The organism is Pseudomonas sp. S3_A09 (genome assembly GCF_054668065.1).
The window spans coordinates 928,922-947,194 of sequence record NZ_CP162752.1 but is presented as its reverse complement, the minus strand read 5'-3'; the positions used below and the strand labels follow the sequence as shown (position 1 = coordinate 947,194).

Genomic DNA, 18,273 nt, shown 5'->3' with positions numbered 1-18,273 from the left:
TGACGCGGATGGCGGCACCATTCCAGTGCTCAACGGGTAGGCTCGAGCGTTTATTGATAGGGGTCAATGGGCGTGCGGCTATATAGGGAATTAAAACTCAGAAGCTCGAATGATGTTAATGAGCCATATCGATCAAAAGTTAAGTACGTGCTTGGCTATAATTAGTGAACTTTCTTACAGGCCATGCTGTCACTGTTCCTTGGCGCCAAGTTAGTCATATAGCCCATAGCACAAAAATTCTTTCACGAGTAACGTCTTAGTAATAACCCGATGGATATTTCTGGGTGGGTTAAGCCGGCGATTTTCACCTTTCAGGCGCTCTAGCTTCAAGGTGTGTGCCATGCAGCCTTCCGGGCCGTGCCAGGCCTGACTATTACGCCCGACCATTGGTTGTGATACAAGATTGTACGTTCTGAATATAACTGCAATAATTCCAGCTTTCTTAGGGCACATACCGCAGATTCCTACAGGCGAGTAAGTGCGTTGCAGCGGGATATTTGTGTCTATTACTACATTGCATAGTCCTTCTCGTCTTCAACCAAGCGATGTTTGCGAAGCAAAAGTTGTCGTATTGATGTGTACGTACAACGGCCAGGCATTCCTTGCAGAGCAGCTTGACTCGTTTGAACGGCAGACCCATTCCAACTGGACGTTGATGGTGTCGGACGACGGTTCTCAGGATGGAACCCTTTCGCTGTTGGAAGACTACGGTCGCCGCTGGGGTCATGCTCGCCTGGGAATAATGATGGGGCCTAAGAGAGGATACGCTGCCAATTTCCTCTCGTTGACCTATCGAGTGGATGATGCAGATTTCTTTGCCTGGTCCGATCAAGACGACATCTGGAGCGAGGACAAGCTGGAGGTGGCGCTGGCGTGGTTGCGAACCGTGCCAACCCATGTGCCTGCGCTTTATTGCGGTCGTACTCAGTTGATCAGCGAAACGGGCGTGCATCTCGGCTATTCGCCGCGTTTTCGACTCGCTCCCGGTTTTGGCAATGCACTGGTTCAGAGTATTGCGGGGGGGAACACGATGGTTTTCAACAAAGCCGCTCGTGCGCTGTTGTGCGAGGCGGGCTACGACCTGAGTGTGCCTGCTCACGACTGGTGGCTTTATCAGTTGATCTCGGGGGCAGGCGGACGTGTTCACTATGATCCGCAGCCTAAGATGAAATATCGTCAGCATGCTGAGAATGTGATTGGTAGTAATGCTGGTTGGGCGGCACGATTAGTTCGATTGCGGATGGTTTTTCAAGGGCGTTTCCATGAATGGAATGACCAGAACATCCGGGCCCTCGATGCCATGCAACACCGTTTGTGCAAGCAAAATCAAGGGACGCTTGAGTGCTTCAAGCAAGCACGGACGCAGACCGTCTTTCGCAGAATCTCTGGTGTCTGGTTGGCGGGACTTTACCGGCAAACCCTGCTGGGGAATTTGGGGCTTCTGCTGGCAACTATAATGAAGAAGCTCTGAATTCTCTCGAGCGTAAATCCGCACATTCAGCGGATGAGCTTTGGTCAGCACGTCGTTGGCGACGGCCAATTTTCGGTGATTTTCGAGGGCGCTACGCTCTGCTTTTGCGATCATAGATAGGCACTTGAGTGCTAGAACTGTCCCGGTCCCTGTTTTCAAGTTAGCCAATATTAGAGTGTTCGATAATGCATCCAGTTGACGCGAATAAAAATGTAGTGATCGTTCTGGGGATGCATCGCAGTGGCACCAGCGCTATCGCTGCGGGGCTTGAGCAGCTCGGCCTGAGCATGGGAAGTTCTTTGTATCAAGGCGACGAATGGAATCCCAAGGGGTATTTCGAAGAGCGCCAGGTTGTCGAGTTCAATAACAGGCTGCTTGCCTTGCAGAACTGCCGCTGGGACTCCCCCTTGCCTCCAGTGTTGGGGAGTGGAGGGCAATGGGAGGCATATGTCGGTGAAGCTGTCGAGCTGGTCCGAGGTTTGTTTGGCGACGCGCCTGCCTGGGGATTCAAAGACCCACGGATGTGTCAGTTGGCCCCTTTTTGGGGGAGAGTGTTCTCGCAGTTGGAGGTCAAGCCGCAGCTGATGTTAGTGGTGCGTCATCCAGCCGAGGTAGTGCATTCGCTGGCTCGACGTGATGGCATTTCCGTTGAGCGTGGGGCCTGGCTGTGGATGACACATTTGCTTGGGGCCTTGGAATACTTAGATAACGCTGAAGACATGCGATTTTTCGCATTCGATCATTTGCTTTTGCAACCGGCCGACTTTCTTTCAGACGTCGCGAGCTGGCTTAAGTTGACACCCGCCCAAGACACCGTTGAGCGCTTCGCCGGCGACTTCATTGCACCAACATTATCCCATGGCTCGGACGCCCGACATCTGAGCCTCCCGGGGCTAGTTCTGAGAGCTTATGAGGCTGTGCATGGTGCTATCGAGGAGGGCATGACCCCCAGGGCCTTTCGAGAGAGTGCTCAGTGGATTCGTATAACATCTGAATTTCAGCGTGATATCATCCCGAAACTTTTGTCAGTACAAGCGTTTTACAAGGATGATCGGCAGCTTTCGACCTTAGAGTCCCGAATTGTTGCTTTGAGTGAGGGATTGGCAATGGCTGAAAAATTGGCAGTCGAACGTCTGGATGAGATGCAGAGACTCGATACTCAGCTTATTCAGACCAGTGATGCTCTGGCCCGCGCTGAACTGATTGTGTTGGAACAGCGGTCGACGCTTGAGTGTGCAAACGAGCAGCTCGGTAGCGAGCCTGTCGACCAGGCCACGGGCGCGCACTCGCCGTTGGCTGAATCTCAATTTCAGCGAGAAGCATCAGCGCAAATAGAAGCGCTTGATTGCCGTCTTCGCGACGCCGAAACACTTGCGGTTGAGCGTTTGGAGCACATAAATAGGCTTGATGCCCAATTGAGTCAAACCAGTGCCGCGCTTGACCGTGCTGAGCACATCGTGTCGGATCAACAGGCTGCGCTCGAGCGTCAAAACGACGCCTATACTCTGTTCCGTGGGGCTGAGTTGATCGCGATTGAACGTTTGGAACATATACAAAAGCTCGATGCTCAGTTGATCGAAATGAGTGCCGCGCTTTCCCGCGCCGAAGGCATCGTCGTTGAGCAACAGCAGGCATTCCAGCAAAGAGATGCGATGCAAGCAGGCTTACTGGAAGCAGAGAGACTTGCTTTTGAGCGTCTGGCAGAGATGCAGAAACTCAATGCTCAGCTTATTCAAACCTCGGATGCTCTGGCTCACGCTGAACGAATCGTACAGGAGCAACAGGACGCGTTGGAACGCGCATATTTACTGGTATCGCGTAGAGAGATGACGCCAGTAGGTGTGGCGGAGTCATTGCAAAACGCGACGCTGGACCCTCAAATTAAGTAGGTGGCTTTGGCTTATGTCAAAGAACCGTTGTGGTAGTGAGTTGATAGTGGAACCGATATACATGGATGTAGTTGATCCCAGCCTGCAGTATGGCAGCACCCAAGAAGTACTATCGACAACGTTAATCTGTCAGACAGACCATCTCGTACGCCATCCCAATGGCCTGTTCGGATTCGGATGGGCTCTGGATCATGAACATGTAATTGTTCAGGCCTACCTTCATATGCATTTTGCGGGTGGGCGGCTTGAGCGCGTTGCAGTATCTTTGGGCCGGTCGCGGGAAGACGTTGCCGCAGCGTTCCCTGGTAATGCCCAGGCGGCCAACTCTGGTTATATGGTAATCGCCGGGTGGGGAGCTGAAGCGCCCGAAAGGTGTGAACTCGTTTTTGAAATGCGCGCTGGCGTGATAGCTCGTCATGAGCTTGCTTTGCCAGCACACGACGCAGTGCAAAGTACTGAAGTGTCGCAGAGTCTGTATCTCGCTAAGCGAGCCTGGGCCTATCTGCGTCGAGGAAGTATCAAGACGCTGGTCAGAAAGTGCCTTCGATATCGTGGGCGAAACCCTACGCTGGTGAACTCTGACGAGACTGCTCTCGCGGCACGTCTGAAAAACCGCCCATGCCGCCTGGTGATCGATCATTCGATGGGAGGCGGAGCCAATCTGTTTCGCGAGCGCGTGGTTACTGATTGGCGATCCTCGGGCGATACCGTGATATTGCTTAGTTTTCGCGTTTCTTCCATGCAGACTTTTGTGGAAGTACGAGACCGCAGCGGAACCTATTCATGCCAATTGCCCAGCTTGGACAGCTTTGTCGAGTTGCTGGTGCGCATGGATCTTAAGCAAGTGTTTTTCAACTGCGCCGTATCTTTTCCGCATCCGCAAAGCCTTAGAACGTTCATGCTGGCGTTGAAGCAACGGACCAATGCCAGCCTGATCGTGGCCATACATGAGTACTTCCTTGTTTGCCCTTCGCATTTCCTGCTCGACGATGGTGGGCAATATTGCGGCATACCGTCTGTGTCGCGCTGCAATGCCTGTTTGAGCAATCATCCGGACGGATTCGTCTCCCTAACGGGGGAGCGCTCGATCGTACGTTGGCGTGAAATGTGGGGAGAGCTGCTGGATGCGGCCGACGAAATTCGCTGCTTTTCACAATCTTCTTGTACGTTACTTGAGCGTGCCTACCCGGGGATCGGGGGACGCGCGAAGCTCTTTCCTCATTATGTGGAGCCCCTTCGCGAAGTTAGCGTCCCCGCGCCGCCGCGAAAGTATCTGACGATTGGAGTAATAGGTTCGATCTCCCACCACAAGGGCGCAGGCATCCTGCAAGATCTGGCGGCGGCGATTCATCAAGTGGGCGCGCCGGTGCGAATCGTCGTCGTGGGAAGTGTCGACGCGCCATGCCACCCGGAAGTGGTGAAAGAAACAGGCCCCTATGCACAAGACGATTTACCCAAAATCGTTGAAAAGCATGGCATCAGCATGGCTTTTCTGCCTTCAATTTGCCCTGAAACATTCTCATTTGTCGCGCATGAAATACTGTCGATGAAGCTACCGCTGATCTGCCTGGACCTGGGGGCTCAAGCTGACCTGGTTCGCAGTCTTGAAACCGGCTATATCGCGACGCGGCAGGATGGCCCAAGCTTGCTTGAGGATATCCTGGCTTTTGAGCGTTCTCTTCACCCTTTAAGTATTAAGGTCATTTCTTGAAAAAAATACACGTTTACACCAGTGCCGCCTGTAACTACATTCCGAAAGTTCGAGCATTGGTAGAGTCGATCAAAAAATTCCATCCTGATTGGGTCGTGCATTTGGCTCTGTCGGATGAAGTGCCCGCCGGTCTGGATCTTTCCGCAGAGCCGTTTGATGAAATTCACCCGATCAGCAGCCTGGATATTCCGAATGCAAATGGCTGGGCGTTTTGTCACACGATCGTAGAGTTATCGACAGCCATCAAGCCGTTCCTCCTGGCACGACTGCTTGATCGTCCAGATTGTGCCGGGGTCATCTACCTTGATCCAGATACTGTACTGTTTTCACCTCTGCATGATGTGCTGGAAGCTATCCAGCATTCAAATATCGCTCTGACGCCTCACCAGGTCACTCCAGAGCCAACGTTAGCCGCCATTATGGATAACGAGATCTCCAGCCTGAAACACGGCATTTATAACCTGGGCTTCCTTGCCGTTGCGCCAACGGAAATAGGTAAACAGTTCGCGAGATGGTGGTCAGACCGTCTTTATTATTTCTGCCGCGCTGAAATTCACAACGGCTTGTTTACTGATCAGCGCTGGATCGATCTGGTACCGGCTTTTTTCGAGGGTGTATGCATCCTGCGAACTTCGCGTCTGAACGTCGCCCCGTGGAACATTACGACTCGACAAATTACAGGTGAATTACCGGATAACGTCATGGTGGATGGACAGCCTCTCGGCTTCTATCACTTCACAGGGTTTGACAGTGGTGCGCATCGGACCATGGCGTGGAAAAACGCAGCTAACCAGCCAACGGCACATGCGTTGATCAATTGGTATACGGAGACTATTGCTGACCTGGGCAAGGATCCTTTAAGCCAAGTGCCGTGGGCGTTCTCTCGTTTTGCAGACGGTACTGCTATTCCCAAGGCTGCACGCCTCATTTATCGAGAGCGACTGGACCTGCAGCAAACCTTTCCTGATCCTTTTGCAACCGAAGGCGGCGGTTACCTCGCGTGGTGGGAATCCCAGGGGCGTGTGGAGTTCCCGGCACTTTTTGATCCAGCCACTTCTGCAGCGGAGATGCTTCGGGTGACGTCTGCGTTGACGCCGGGTTATCAAGCAGGTGGGGTACCGGTTGTCTTCAGTTCCAGCCGTGTGCGTGAGCATTTGGGTCAAGTACTGGACGACCCTCGTCACGGAGTGTTGTTGGCCAAGCGTGCGTGGGAAGTGCTTCGCACGGAAGGTGTTCCAGGAATCATGAAGCGTATTTCCCGATGATTCTGCCCGCTGAACAGGACTGGACGCAATGTCAATTATAGATGTTAACCAACGGCGCGCCGTGACAAGTCAAAGCAAGTTGTCTGCGCTGGTGACTGTCAATTCGAGCCCTGTGAGCCGCCTCGTTGTTTTGCTCACCTTCGTTCTTGCATGCGCTGCCATTGCGATACATGCCCCGGGGCAGATGTCGATGGACACGAGCATCCAACTTTACGAAGCCAGCCTCGGGCAGTCCGTAAGTTGGGGGCCGCCGTTCATGTCGGCCCTGCTCAGGTGGATGGGGGGTGGGGAGCTTTCGGCTGCGTTGTTTGTGATGATCAATTCGGTTCTTCTTTATGGGGCCTTTGCCGTTGTCACCTTAACAATGCTGCAAGTGCGCGCTGCTCAAGGCCTTAATACTATCCCTACATGGCGGGTCGTTATTGCGTTCTTGCTGATCATGAATCCGATTGTTTTCATTTATGTGGGAATTGTCTGGAAAGATGTGCTTTTCGCGTCATTGTTAACAGCGGCGTGTGCATTTGCGATCGCGGCAACCGTAGGTTCGCCTCTGCGTCGTTATTGCTGTATCGGCTTGTCGATAGTCTTGCTAGCTGCCGGATACCAGGCTCGTCAGCAAGGGGTTTTCATGGCACCGATCCTCTTACTGTCACTTATGGTCGCCGTTTATTCCTTCAGGCCGACTAAGAAAGTTCTGGCTTCGTCAGTGATCATTGTTTTATTCGTGAGTGTTGTTCTGGGCATTCAGCACCAGGTCGCATCGTCGGTGAAAGGCGCCGGTGATCGCGCCAGTTCTGTGGGCTTTCGCAGCATCATACAGTTTGATCTTGCCGGCATTGTCAGTAACTCAAAGCTTCCCCCTGCCGAGATGGCACTCCCTGTGACGCAAGAGCAGCTTTCTGCAATCAAGTCCGCCTACGACCCGGCCAGGATTGACTTTCTTGATCTGAATCCGGTTGTTCGTGCTTGGTTCGCTTCCATACCCAGCGAAACGCTCCGGCATGAATGGTGGGTGATGGTGAAGCAAAATCCGGGCGCCTATTTGGAGCACCGTTTAACGACCTACGCGACTTTGCTGGGGCTACGAGGACTAAATGGCACTCTGCCGGTCTTTGTCGGAGTTGAAGGCAACCCTGAGTACCTGACTGCAGCCCATGTGAGGCCAGGAACCACGTCAAGAGCTCAAGTAGTTTATGACATGGCCGTGTCTTTTTTCAGTTGGCCGATTTACCGTCACGCTTTCTGGATGTTGTCGCTTATAGTGATTGTGGCTGTGGGCGCGCTCAAGATTTCTCCGGGGCCAGTTAAAGCGATTGGTGGCGTGATTGCACTGGCCACAGTCTTGATGTACGGGTCCTTTCTACCGACGAGCATTGCTTCGGATTTCAGGTATTTATTTGCGACGATACCGTTAGTCATGATGTTGGGCTTGATCCTGTTGTTCGGTGCCGGTGAAAAGAGAGTCGCGGAGGGTGAATGACAAACCGATGGCAACGCACTGTGCATTCAAACGTCCAAGTCTGCCTAAGATGAATATCAATTCGGTTTCTCATCGCTGAGCAGCCCGCCCAGCGGTTTTGTCAAATCACTGGGTCTTTTAATCTCGGCCATAGGCTGTCTTATACGTGTGACCCCAAGACGGCCTATCCAAGCTCCGCTCGGAAAGGTTAAACGTCAGGTTTGAGGAGAGCCATTATCAATACCTATATGGAATACGATCTGCAGGGCGACGTGAGAGGTAGGCCATGAATCCTCATGCCCCCCAACCGATTACGATTGGATCACTGCTACGTAGTTTGTGGGTGAATCGCCAGCTTATTGCTCAAATGACAAGGCGAGAGGTGATCGGTCGCTATAAGGGATCATTCCTTGGTTTGGGGTGGTCGTTTCTCAATCCCTTACTAATGCTCGCGGTGTACACCTTTGTCTTTTCTGTTGTATTTCGTTCACGCTGGGGGATAGCGGAGAGTGGCGGCGAGGAAAGCAAGGCGATGTTCGCCGTTGTGCTATTTGTCGGTATGATCGTGTATGGCTTGTTTGCTGAGATACTTAATCGCGCACCCAGCTTGATTGTCGGTAATGTCAATTATGTGAAAAAAGTAGTTTTTCCTCTTGAGATCTTGCCCGTCGTTGCCGCCTGTGCGGCGCTTTTTCATGCACTGGTTAGCCTGACGGTCTGGCTAATGGCATACACATTACTTATTGGTGTGCCTCACTGGCACGTGCTGTTTCTTCCTCTTGTGCTATTTCCGTTATTGGTCCTTGCGTTAGGACTTGCATGGTTTCTTGCAGCCCTTGGCGTTTTCTTGCGGGATGTCGGGCAAACAGTGGCCATTATTACCACCATGATGATGTTTTTGGCGCCGGTGTTCTTTCCCGTCAAAAACCTCCCGCCGGAATTTCAACCGCTTATCATGGCGAACCCCCTGACATTTATAATTGAACAATCTCGCGATGTTTTAATCTGGGGGAAAATGCCGGATTTCATGGGGTTGCTTAATTACTTTATTGTCGCGCTGGTGATGTTCTGGGCAGGGTATATCTGGTTCCAGAAAATGCGAAAAGGATTTTCTGATGTGCTCTGATATTGCGATAAAGGTAAATGCTGTTAGTAAGTGCTTTCACATTTATGACAATCCGCGTGATCGCTTTCTGCAAATGTTTAATGGTCGACGAAAACAATATTTCAGAGAGTTCTGGGCGCTGCGTGATATTTCTTTTGTTGTAAGAAAAGGTGAGACCGTTGGCATCATTGGTCGCAATGGCAGTGGTAAGTCTACCTTGCTGCAAATTATTTGCGGAACGCTAACGCCGACCGCTGGAGATGTTCAGACTTCTGGGCGAGTAGCTGCATTACTTGAGTTAGGTTCAGGGTTCAATCCAGACTTCAGTGGGCGCGAAAATGTCTATATGAATGCCGCAGTGCTTGGCTTGTCGCGGGAGGAAACAGACGCTCGATTTTCCCAAATCGAGGCATTCGCAGAAATAGGCAATTTTATTGATCAGCCGGTCAAGAGCTATTCCAGCGGCATGATGGTGCGCCTTGCTTTTGCGGTGGCGATTAATGTTGATCCGCAAATTCTCATCGTTGACGAAGCATTGTCAGTGGGCGATGAGCTGTTTCAACGTAAGTGTTTTGCTCGAATTGAAGCGATTAAAGCCAACGGTGCGACAATCCTCTTTGTATCGCATTCCGGCAGTGCCGTTGTTGAGCTGTGTGATCGCGCTATTCTTTTGGACAATGGTGACAAGCTTACGGAAGGTGCTCCCAAGAATGTAATCGGGAAATATCAAAAGTTGCTTTATGCTCCTGCCGAGAAGGTTGAGGGTATTCGTGCAGCGGTGAGCGCTGAAGGGGATGTATCGCTGTCGACGTTGAATTCAATCGCAGGGGCGAATGCACACGCCTCCTCGAAGAATACTACGGATGACGTTGAGGAATTTTACGACCCCCATTTGAAATCCCAAAGTGAACTCGCCTATGAATCCCATGGTGCAGTCATTAATTTGCCGCAGATTGTTAATCTGGCAGGCGAGCCGGTTAATTGCCTGGCGCGAGGGAGAACCTATCGCTATACCTATAAAACTGATTTTTCCGTTGCGGCAACCGGTGTGCGTTTTGGCATGATGATTAAAACACTGGCTGGCGTCGAGTTGGGGGGCGCGGCCACCGCGACCAGTCCTCAAGACGCGGTCAGCTATGTATCGCCCGGAACCATCATTCAGGTTGAGTTTGCCTTTGAGTGTAATCTGAACCCAGGGACGTATTTTGTGAATGCAGGCGTGTTGGGATCAGTCAACGGGGAGGAAACATACCTCCATCGGCTACTGGATGCATGCTTGTTCCGAGTGCTGCCAGTGACTGAGCAGTTAGCAACAGGCGTCATAGATTTTAAATGTGTTTCTGATGTACTAATCTCCAGCAGTGAAAGCGTTTAGCACATGAATAATCAACTTTTAATGAGTCCTTTTTAATGGTTAATAATTTGGTGTTTCAAGCGTCTAGCGTCAGTGCCGACGCCAGAGCCACGATGAAAGGGCAGAAGCCCTTAGTATTGTGGTTAACCGGCCTGAGTGGCGCGGGGAAAACTACCGTTGCCAACGCAATTGAAATTGCTTTGGTTGAACGAGGTCGACACACTTTCTTGATCGACGGCGACAATGTTCGCCTAGGGTTATGTCGGGATCTAGGCTTCAGCGACGCTGATCGTGAAGAAAATATCCGGCGTGTTGCGGAAGTGTCACGGTTGTTCGTCGATGCAGGACTGATTGTGATTACCTCGTTTATCTCGCCATTCGAGCGGGATAGAGCGCTTGCGCGCGAAGTTATCGGTGCGGATGCATTTATGGAAATATTCATTGATGCGCCGCTTTCCGAGTGCGAACGCCGTGACCCGAAGGGGCTTTATGTAAAAGCCCGTAAGGGATTGATCAAGAAATTTACCGGTATCGACTCTATCTACGAAGCGCCTCTTGCGCCAGATATACACCTCAACACGTTGAACGATGATGTAGCAACGGTGGTTTCTACGGTGATGACTTATCTGGATGAGCGCGCGTTGGCGTAGATAATGTGGCGCGGGCTCAGGACTTCACGATTACAGTAATGCCTAGCATAATAATTGCTACGCCGACGAAATACTGTGGTTGAAAGCGTTCTCCAAATACAAAGTGACTGCCTATGGGGACTAAGACGAATGCCAGCGCCATCAGCGGGTATGCCTTGCCTAAATCAATTTTTTGCAATACCCATATCCAGGCTATTGTAGTGATTCCGTACAGTGCAAAAGCTGAAAACAAGGTGATCAATGTTTTGGTATCAAACCAACTGCCACTTTGATGAACGGAAAGGGCACTAAGTTTAAATAGGATTTGTCCGGTCGCAATGCCGATGACACAGGCAAACGCTATCAGGTAAATCATGAGCGTTGGTCCCTTTTAGGTAGTATGTGTTTCTTGCGTAACACGTGGAAGGCTCGCCGTGGCGAAGAAGAAATATCATGGCCTATGAAGGCCAGTAGAAGCTGGAAGCCGATTATAACAGGCAGTGCAGACAGCATGACCGTGCCGGCAGGGGTCGGGACATTTTGCTGCAACGACTCTATCCAGTGGCTAATTCCAAACGTTGAGCCGGCGGTCAGCAAGATAAGACCGAAAGGCAACTCTATCGATGCCAGCGACATGCCGCGGAGATAGTAGTTGTAGAAGATACGTTTTCCAAAGTTTCGAATATGCTTAATTAAAAACTCTCCAATCACCTTAGACACTTTAAGGTTGCTGACTTCATCTTCATACTTTGCGTCCATAGGGATGTCGATCACCACAGCGCCCAATGTGTTAAGACGGAATAGCATGTCGGTTTCAAAGAAGTAGCGCTGGCTAATCTTGTCAAGCGGAAGGTGTTTGGCTACTTCGCTATGTATAGCCGTGTAACCATTTGTCGGGTCAAACAGTTCCCAATAGCCGGAGGACAGTTTTGTCATAAATGACAGTACAGCGTTTCCGAAAAGCCGAATTTTCGGCATTTCGGATATTTTTTCCAAATTGAAAAAACGATTGCCTTTGGTGTAGTCGGCGTTGCCTGCGATGATAGGGGATACAAAGTCACTGATCAGGCTTGGGTCCATTTGGCCATCACCGTCAATTTTGACGATGATATCAATTCCATCTGCGATAGCGGTCCGGTAGCCCGTCATGACTGCACCGCCAACGCCCAAGTTGACAGGGTTACGCAACACGATTACCCGTTCGTCTGTGCAGTGTTGAATGACGAAGTCGCCTGATCCATCCGGGCAGCAGTCGTCAACGACGTAGATCTTACAAACTTCCGGCCCGATCAACCGAATAACTTCTAAGATGTGGCTCTTTACTTTATAGCTGGGAATCAGAACCGCTATTTTCGTCGTTTGATCTGACACGCGAGTGCTCCATCTCTCATGTAAAAAATAAAAGTGAGACTAGCATACTCACTTGTGATGAAGAACCGTTGGGTGTGATTAAATTGGTTGTCGTCTGATACAACGCTTGATTGAACGAGAATAGGGTCTACTCATTTGTAAATGGCAGCGGGCGTCAGAGTGCTTGATCATTTGGTCGAGAGGAAGGTGTGGCTGTGACGGAGCGCTGGTCTGTTGAAAATTGACACCTTGCAGGCGTTGGAGGGGATTTTACGAGGAGATCTCTCGTAAGGGATAATCGAGTCGCTGGTTCATGAAGGAGCAGTGAATTTTGCAGGCTTGGACGACGGTGCAGGGGCTGCATTTTTATCGAGGTTGCCAATCCGGGACGGGTAAGCAACCTGATAAACAGGAGCCTCGAAATGCTCTAGCTTAGGTCTGTTAGAGGCAATTAATGATGAACTTGATTCAGGTGCGACAACTTTTTATGAAGTTGCGCGACTGCAAGGCACATAGTAGGCCAGTCTAAAAAGCCCCGTTGTTCATAATACAGAGGCTGTTGATGTGGTGGCTGTTGTAAGCGATGCCGGTCCACCCCTTGTAAAGACTGAACGCCGTAATAAAAATAGTGCCCTCCCACAAAGGGAAATAAACCTAACCAGCTGCGCCATTGAGACGGATAGGAGAGGCAAAGTCTGATGTAGCGAAAGCGCGCTCGCCAGGCAATGGGATGTCGCTCAGCGGGGCCATTTTCTGGCAGCGGCGACATCACACGAAAAAACGGACCTCGACAATTTCGAGCATTGTAGAGTGGGTATTGCCAGACTGTGGCTGGCTGCGCGCGTGCGCTCATCAACTCAACGACAATAGCATGTAGTACGTCGTGGTCAGGGTGTCCGCCTTCCCAGGCGGGTACGAAACAGGCCTGAAGCGTTGGGTGATCATTAAGGAACGCATCGAGCCAGTCGACAAATACGTCGACATGCTGATGCAGTTGACCATCCGTAATTGACAGCTGCCGGCCTATAAAAAAGATATCATCCACTGCAACCCCCAGTTTTTGCAGCACTGCTCGAGACTCACGGTCTCGGAGATCTGGGTCAGCAGTTGCGGAGCCGTCGGTTACGTAGATGCAACGCACACTTCGGCCGGCCGCTAACTCGTGTTCGATTTGATGGAATAAACCAAACTCATCATCTTGGTGAGGCATAAAAAATACAGACGTGGGCTTCATGCAGGGCCTCCCGAAATTAGGGTATATCAATGGTGTCGAGATTTAGGCGTTTTATTTTTTTAAGAAACAGGGTGTTCCTTTCTACGTCTTCGGTGAGGCATTTGTATCCAAAACTTCTCGGTTCGAAAAGAAAGCCAGGAATCTTAATGAAAAACGGGCCGGGTCTATATGCGGATAGGGTAATCACCAGCCCAATATTAGAAGAGTACAACCCATCTGGACCGAGCAGGTTGATAAGCAGAGGCTTTTTCCTCGTGAACCATCCCCCTGTGGGCCTGACGGCTTTCCATAAACCATCTTCTTTGATTGACTGTCTAAAAAACCGCCAGAAAAACGGTATGCCGACATACAAAAACAAGTTTCCATCAAGCGTCCAGCCCAAGCCTTTTTCGCGAATTCTCCGAATATTCTTATTGGGGTAACCACAAACGACGTCAATATCATCGTCTGCAAACGATTTATATAAACGCTTACCAAGGATAATCGACGACCCTTTTTGGGTTCCATCGGACATAGTATCTGTAGAGAGGAAAACAGCAGAACCTTCATGGCTGAGTTTCAGACCGCAGTACGCGGCCACCATGGTGCCATCCTTGATGGAGTAACAAATTCTTGACTCATTTAGCAAGTACTTTTGGAACACGAGCGTTGCGTTGCTTTCGGAGCCGCCGAAACATCTCTGGAAGAGGCGAGTCCATTGGGAAGTGAAGGCGTCGTTGAAATCACTGCGTCCGGCTATGTGAATGCCGTCATCCAATAAGCTGCTCATGAATAAGTCCCTCTCCTTGTGAAAACTTTAAATATTAATAGCGCACAATTGATTGAATGGTGCATTGCCTTTTTGCTTTGTCAGCAGCATAGCCAGTAGGCGAGTCACGAACGGGAAATTGTAAAGGGTTGGAAGAAAACCTACAAACCGTTTGATCGGGTCAGTCGGTCATCGCGGTAGGGAGATCTGCATGCTGTTCTGTCGCAAAATTCAGCAGCATTTTAACCTGAGCCGACTCGGTACCAAGTGAAGCGCTAAGCACAGCGCAAACCGCCTGAGTACGGCGATGAAACGGCCTGCTTGATGATTGTGAGAAAACGGATGGCCACCCACTTGGCTACGTGATGATAAATCTTGGTCTGGCAGTGCGGATTTTGTTCAGTTGTCGCTGTTTTATGGTAGATTTCCGCAAAAATTTACTATGGACGGAAAAGAAATGGTTTTCAGCTCGGTCGTATTTATTTTTTACTTTTTACCCGTTTTTTTATTGATTTATTATTTGACAGGCGTTAGGAACGCCGTGCTTCTGACGGCGAGCGCAGTATTTTATGTGTGGGGGGAGGGGCTTTATTTACTATTGCTAATAGCATTGTTGGCCCTTAACTACAGTGCAGGAAAAATAATAGGCGCAGCAGCTGGGCAGCAACGCAAGTGGACGTTGGGTGTATTTATTTTTATAAACCTTATGGTGTTGGGGGTCTTTAAGTATAGCCAGTTTTTTGTAGATATTATATCGGGTCTTATGGGGAGCGAGCCTCCCCACCTCAATATGCACTTACCTTTGGGGATTTCCTTTTTTATTTTTCAGTTGGTATCTTATCTGGTAGAGGTTTACCGTCAAACGATCAAGCCAGAGAACAGCATTATACGGCTGTCTACATACGTAATGATGTTTCCACATCTGGTGGCGGGTCCGATTGTTCGTTATACCGATATCAACGACGAGCTGCATCATCGGACAGTCGGTATTGAGAAGTTTGGTTTGGGTGTTCAGTATTTTATCGTAGGCCTGTGTCAGAAAGTGATGATTGCCAACTCGGTCGCGCCGGCGGCTGATCACTTGTTTAGTCTTGATCCGACAGGCGTCACATCCGCCGTCGCTTGGATCGGTGCAACAGCTTATACAGTGCAGATCTATTTTGATTTTTGTGGTTACTCCAATATGGCTATTGGTCTTGCCTTTATGTTGGGGTTCAGGTTCCCCAAGAACTTTGACTATCCATACTCATCCAAGTCGATCACTGAGTTCTGGCGGCGCTGGCATATGTCTCTCTCGTTCTGGTTTAGGGACTATGTGTATATACCGTTAGGCGGGAGCCACGGAGGAGAGATTTCGACCATTCGAAATCTGTTGATTGTATTTTTTGTGACGGGCCTCTGGCACGGTGCGGCATGGACCTTCATTTTCTGGGGCCTGTTTCACGGCGTATTCGTTGTATTGGAACGTGTGTTTTTAAAACGTGCGCTTGAAGCGGCCCCTGATTTTTTGGCACGCCTCTACACATTGCTTGTCGTCATGGTGGGATGGGTCTATTTCAGAGCCGATAGCTTTGATCAGGCCTGGGTTATTCTAAAAGCGATGGCTGGGTTTGATAGTGCGCTGCAGGAATGGCAGCCCATGATGGTGTGGATGACGCCTGAAACAGTGGTTGCCTTGATTGCCGGAGTAGTTCTTTCATTTCCGGTTATTCCATGGGTATGTGCGCGGCTAAAGTTCACAAGCGTCAATGGATCTACTGAGCCGGGCAGGCATGGTCGTGATGCAGCGGATGTTCATGCGCTGCCTGCGTTTCTGTTGGTAGGCGGTCTGGTCTGTAGTGTGGTTTTGCTGGCCAGCAGTTCGCTTAATCCCTTTTTATATTTTCGATTCTGAGGCGCGTAAATGAGCTATGCTTCTGAAAGTAGTGAGCGGTCTACTGCGACTAAGCGCACCTATCACTGGTGGTCGTTGATAGGAGGGGTAGTGGCAGTAGTTGTCGTCGTTCATCTGTTTCCCCTGTTCAACATTCCTGAGCCTGGGCTGGCTGAAAATAGGGTGCTTGCAAGTGCTCCTTCAGTGCCAAAAAGCCTGTCTGACTGGGCAGTATTGCCAGCAAAGTTGGACGCGTTTGCGATCGACCAGTTTCCACTGCGCACACACATGATTTCGACGTTGAATTTGATTCGGTACACACTCGGATATTCAGGTTCGAAGCGGATTATTGTGGGTCAGAATGGTTGGCTGTTTTATGATGATGGCAGTCACTTGGTGCAGATGTCAGGCGCGTTAATCCTGGATAAACCTAATATTGATGCCTGGGTCAGCGGCTTTCGCCAGCGTGTGGAATACCTGAGCAAGAGGGACGCAAAGTTTTATTTCATGGTGGCGCCTGTAAAGGAAGATATCTACCCCGAAAATCGACCTTATTGGATGCCTGAACAAAGAGTCAATACAGAGGTCGATGAGATCATTAAGGCTTCCAAAGAAGCGGGGATCGATCAGATCGTGGATCCGCGTGTAGCGATCTTCCAGGAGCGCCATAATCAAAAGCTTTATGATGAGTACGATACACACTGGACAGGGTTGGGTGCTTACATTGCCTACAACCAGCTAATGACCAGAATGTCTGTAGACTTTACCGATATGCAGCCATTGCCTCTGGCCGCCTTTACACCGGTAGTACTACCAATGGTGGGGACCGCTAGAGATTTGTCCTTAATGCTTGGGATTGCAGGTTCTGTTCCGCACGATCGAGTTTCGTTTGCCGAGATGTTGACCCATCCCCTCGAAAAGACGACATTTTTGAGTGATAACCATAGTTGGGTTGGGCCACAAGTTCTTCATACCGATGCCAAAACGGGAAAAACACTGCTTCTGTTGAGGGATTCTTTTTCAACTGAACTGCTCCCATTCCTCAAGGAGCATTTTGATAAGATTGTTACAGCGCATGTTCAAGACGGTTTTTTTCGAACGGATCTCATTGAACAGTTCAAGCCAGACGCCGTTGCGGTTGTCATTATCGAGACCGGAGCGCGGCATACAATGGGAATGATGCCCGCCCTAGAGTCTCAATGAATAGCTGGTTTATAACTGCGTGTTTCTGAATATTTAGCGTCATGCCGAAGACGGTGACCGACGTAGTCGTCAAAGCCGTCGGGTTCTTATCTGGCTGAAGATGCGCCCCACCGTGAAGCTGGTGGGGTTTAGGGGGAGGCTTATTTTGAGCAGTAAAACGTATCTCTCCAGCCTTCGCTGTAATCGACCAGTGCACCTTTGACTTCAGGCTTTTCTGAAATGTATTCATCCCAGTCGAAGGTCTTTGTGGTGTACCCGAAGTGTTTGGCGATGAAGCGTACAGCGCTTCTTGATGGGCGCCCTACAAGGGTCTGTCCATGCCGAGTCAGTGAATCGGAATAGGCCATCTGTTGGTCATCTACCGGGTCAAGCAAGAGCTGGACACCGTAGGGGTTGCCAAACACTACACGAGGGTCACTGGTTTCACCTTCCGGAAACTCATCCACAGTCGGAGTGACCTCGGTGTCGATCACTACCAGTTTAGCCCCTGTACGTTCGATCAAGTCAAATAACTCGGCATGTCGAATAGTGTGGTAATAAAACCCAAGGCAGAAAACAACGTCAAATTCTTTATTGCTGAGGTGGTCGAAGACATCACCGCATAAAAACTCAAAACGCGAAGGGTCGATGCTGTACTCGTTAAATGTCTCTATGGCGTTGTTTATTAGCTCTTGCCTGGGCTCAATACCCGTTACATGAGCTGCACCTGCCTGCAGCGCTGCAAATGACCAACGTCCATCATGGCTTGCTATATCAAGGACACGCTTACCCTTTATAAACTCTATATTTCTTTCCATTATCGCGGTGTGCCGCGAATTCAGGCGGTCTGGAAAAGGGCTGGTTTGGCTGGTTTTATAAAACCTTGGGAAATTATCAAAAAAACCCATATGGCTCCCATACACGCAACTCGGTGAGAGTTGACGTTGAAATGAATAAGGTTCCGATAATACACGACGTACCTGTTGGCGGGAGACCGTAGTCG

General features: G+C 50.1%; 15 protein-coding genes. 10 read left to right on the top strand and 5 right to left on the bottom strand.

Features of this window, described 5'->3' with window-relative positions; translation table 11 throughout:
* The first annotated feature begins 499 nt into the window (after positions 1–499).
* The 8 genes from AB4N92_RS04460 (at position 500) to cysC (ending at position 10,904) form a co-directional block, all read left to right on the top strand.
* A complete protein-coding gene (locus AB4N92_RS04460) occupies positions 500–1,471 on the top strand; it encodes a glycosyltransferase family 2 protein (RefSeq protein ID WP_029529069.1) in 972 nt (323 codons plus the stop codon).
* A 185-nt stretch (positions 1,472–1,656) separates the two neighbouring features.
* Positions 1,657–3,360 carry a sulfotransferase family protein gene (locus AB4N92_RS04455; protein ID WP_010208578.1) on the top strand — a complete coding sequence of 568 codons (1,704 nt, stop codon included), beginning with the start codon at positions 1,657–1,659 and terminating at the stop codon, positions 3,358–3,360.
* A 61-nt stretch (positions 3,361–3,421) separates the two neighbouring features.
* Positions 3,422–5,071 carry a glycosyltransferase gene (locus AB4N92_RS04450; RefSeq protein WP_187517046.1) on the top strand — a complete coding sequence of 550 codons (1,650 nt, stop codon included), beginning with the start codon at positions 3,422–3,424 and terminating at the stop codon, positions 5,069–5,071.
* A complete protein-coding gene (locus AB4N92_RS04445; RefSeq protein ID WP_010208582.1) occupies positions 5,068–6,336 on the top strand; it encodes a hypothetical protein in 1,269 nt (422 codons plus the stop codon). The genes AB4N92_RS04450 and AB4N92_RS04445 overlap by 4 nt, the downstream gene beginning before the upstream one ends.
* Before the next feature lie 28 nt (positions 6,337–6,364).
* Positions 6,365–7,816, top strand: coding sequence for a hypothetical protein (locus AB4N92_RS04440; RefSeq protein WP_010208583.1), 1,452 nt, complete (start codon positions 6,365–6,367; stop codon positions 7,814–7,816).
* 265 nt (positions 7,817–8,081) lie between these two features.
* Complete coding sequence (locus AB4N92_RS04435; RefSeq protein ID WP_038453610.1) at positions 8,082–8,921, top strand: ABC transporter permease; 840 nt, start codon at positions 8,082–8,084, stop codon at positions 8,919–8,921.
* Positions 8,911–10,275, top strand: coding sequence for an ABC transporter ATP-binding protein (locus tag AB4N92_RS04430; protein WP_175439675.1), 1,365 nt, complete (start codon positions 8,911–8,913; stop codon positions 10,273–10,275). Before AB4N92_RS04435 ends, AB4N92_RS04430 begins: the two co-directional genes overlap by 11 nt.
* A gap of 35 nt (positions 10,276–10,310) precedes the next feature.
* Positions 10,311–10,904 (top strand): adenylyl-sulfate kinase, encoded by a 594-nt coding sequence (gene cysC / locus AB4N92_RS04425; protein WP_010208590.1) that lies wholly within the window; start codon positions 10,311–10,313, stop codon positions 10,902–10,904.
* 16 nt (positions 10,905–10,920) lie between these two features.
* Here the strand turns inward: cysC and AB4N92_RS04420 are convergent, their stop codons facing one another.
* The 4 genes from AB4N92_RS04420 to AB4N92_RS04405 all read right to left on the bottom strand — a co-directional run bounded on the left by AB4N92_RS04420 (position 10,921) and on the right by AB4N92_RS04405 (position 14,236).
* A complete protein-coding gene (locus AB4N92_RS04420; RefSeq protein WP_010208592.1) occupies positions 10,921–11,259 on the bottom strand; it encodes an EamA family transporter in 339 nt (112 codons plus the stop codon).
* Positions 11,256–12,254 (bottom strand): glycosyltransferase family 2 protein, encoded by a 999-nt coding sequence (locus tag AB4N92_RS04415; protein WP_010208593.1) that lies wholly within the window; start codon positions 12,252–12,254, stop codon positions 11,256–11,258. The genes AB4N92_RS04420 and AB4N92_RS04415 overlap by 4 nt, the downstream gene beginning before the upstream one ends.
* Before the next feature lie 430 nt (positions 12,255–12,684).
* The gene (locus tag AB4N92_RS04410; protein WP_080923226.1) at positions 12,685–13,467 is read right to left on the bottom strand and encodes a PIG-L deacetylase family protein; all 783 of its coding nucleotides are present in this window, start codon (positions 13,465–13,467) and stop codon (positions 12,685–12,687) included.
* A gap of 16 nt (positions 13,468–13,483) precedes the next feature.
* The gene (locus AB4N92_RS04405; protein ID WP_010208595.1) at positions 13,484–14,236 is read right to left on the bottom strand and encodes a hypothetical protein; all 753 of its coding nucleotides are present in this window, start codon (positions 14,234–14,236) and stop codon (positions 13,484–13,486) included.
* A 382-nt stretch (positions 14,237–14,618) separates the two neighbouring features.
* Between AB4N92_RS04405 and AB4N92_RS04400 the strand changes: the two genes are divergently transcribed.
* Positions 14,619–16,109, top strand: coding sequence for an MBOAT family O-acyltransferase (locus tag AB4N92_RS04400; RefSeq protein WP_144407269.1), 1,491 nt, complete (start codon positions 14,619–14,621; stop codon positions 16,107–16,109).
* A gap of 9 nt (positions 16,110–16,118) precedes the next feature.
* Entirely contained in the window at positions 16,119–17,291 is a 1,173-nt protein-coding gene (locus tag AB4N92_RS04395) for an alginate O-acetyltransferase AlgX-related protein (protein ID WP_010208598.1), read from the top strand.
* 140 nt (positions 17,292–17,431) lie between these two features.
* Here the strand turns inward: AB4N92_RS04395 and AB4N92_RS04390 are convergent, their stop codons facing one another.
* On the bottom strand, positions 17,432–18,178 hold the full coding sequence (locus tag AB4N92_RS04390) for a class I SAM-dependent methyltransferase (protein WP_010208599.1): 747 nt from the start codon (positions 18,176–18,178) through the stop codon (positions 17,432–17,434).
* Positions 18,179–18,273: the final 95 nt, after the last annotated feature.